The sequence below is a fragment of the Candidatus Agathobaculum pullicola genome (genome assembly GCF_052117205.1).
Classification (GTDB): domain Bacteria; phylum Bacillota; class Clostridia; order Oscillospirales; family Butyricicoccaceae; genus Agathobaculum; species Agathobaculum pullicola.
The window spans coordinates 1-600 of record NZ_JBQKJP010000123.1 but is presented as its reverse complement, the minus strand read 5'-3'; the positions used below and the strand labels follow the sequence as shown (position 1 = coordinate 600).

Sequence of the window (600 nt, the reverse complement as noted above, 5' to 3'; positions counted from 1 at the left end):
CTCTTTCTGATTTTGAGGTATTCAGTTTTTCAAAATTGAATAATCAAAATAAATTTTTTCGATTGAAAAAATTTTATTTGTTATCATCTTCAATGCCATATTTTTTCTTTTGCCGAATCACATAATTACTGATTTTTTCATCATATAGTGGATACTGGTAATCCAACTGGCATGCCACTTCTGACGAAACCTCCCGGAACAATGCCATACATTGTTCAAAGGATTCCCACATATGGGGATAGGAATCCATATTATAAGTGGACATAAGTCGTTCCCACAATTCCTCTGGGACATATTGCTTCATAAATTTATAGTTTTTTCCCAAACTGAAATGAAATCCCTGTTTGATACCAATCAGCCAGGAAATCATGCGAAGCAATTCTTTTCGTACTATATCATTCATATGGTCAATAGCAAAAAGAATTTCTTTGCGGCATAAGCCCTTTACTACATATGTTGTAGTATTCCAAAATTCATTACAGCAATCGTCAAACATTCTTTGAGTAGGCTTCTGCAAGTGGTAGTCTATATCCGTTGGTATTGGCGGCTTTACGATACGGTTGTCTTTATCCAACAGTAACTTTACCAGTTTATCCCATG

Annotated in this window: 1 protein-coding gene; it reads right to left on the bottom strand. The window is 34.8% G+C overall.

The window, feature by feature from the left end; translation table 11 throughout:
• Nucleotides 1-73: 73 nt before the first annotated feature.
• The coding region (locus ACTQ3V_RS15695) for an aminoglycoside 6-adenylyltransferase (protein ID WP_441468304.1) at nt 74-600 on the bottom strand (527 nt) is incomplete at its 5' end.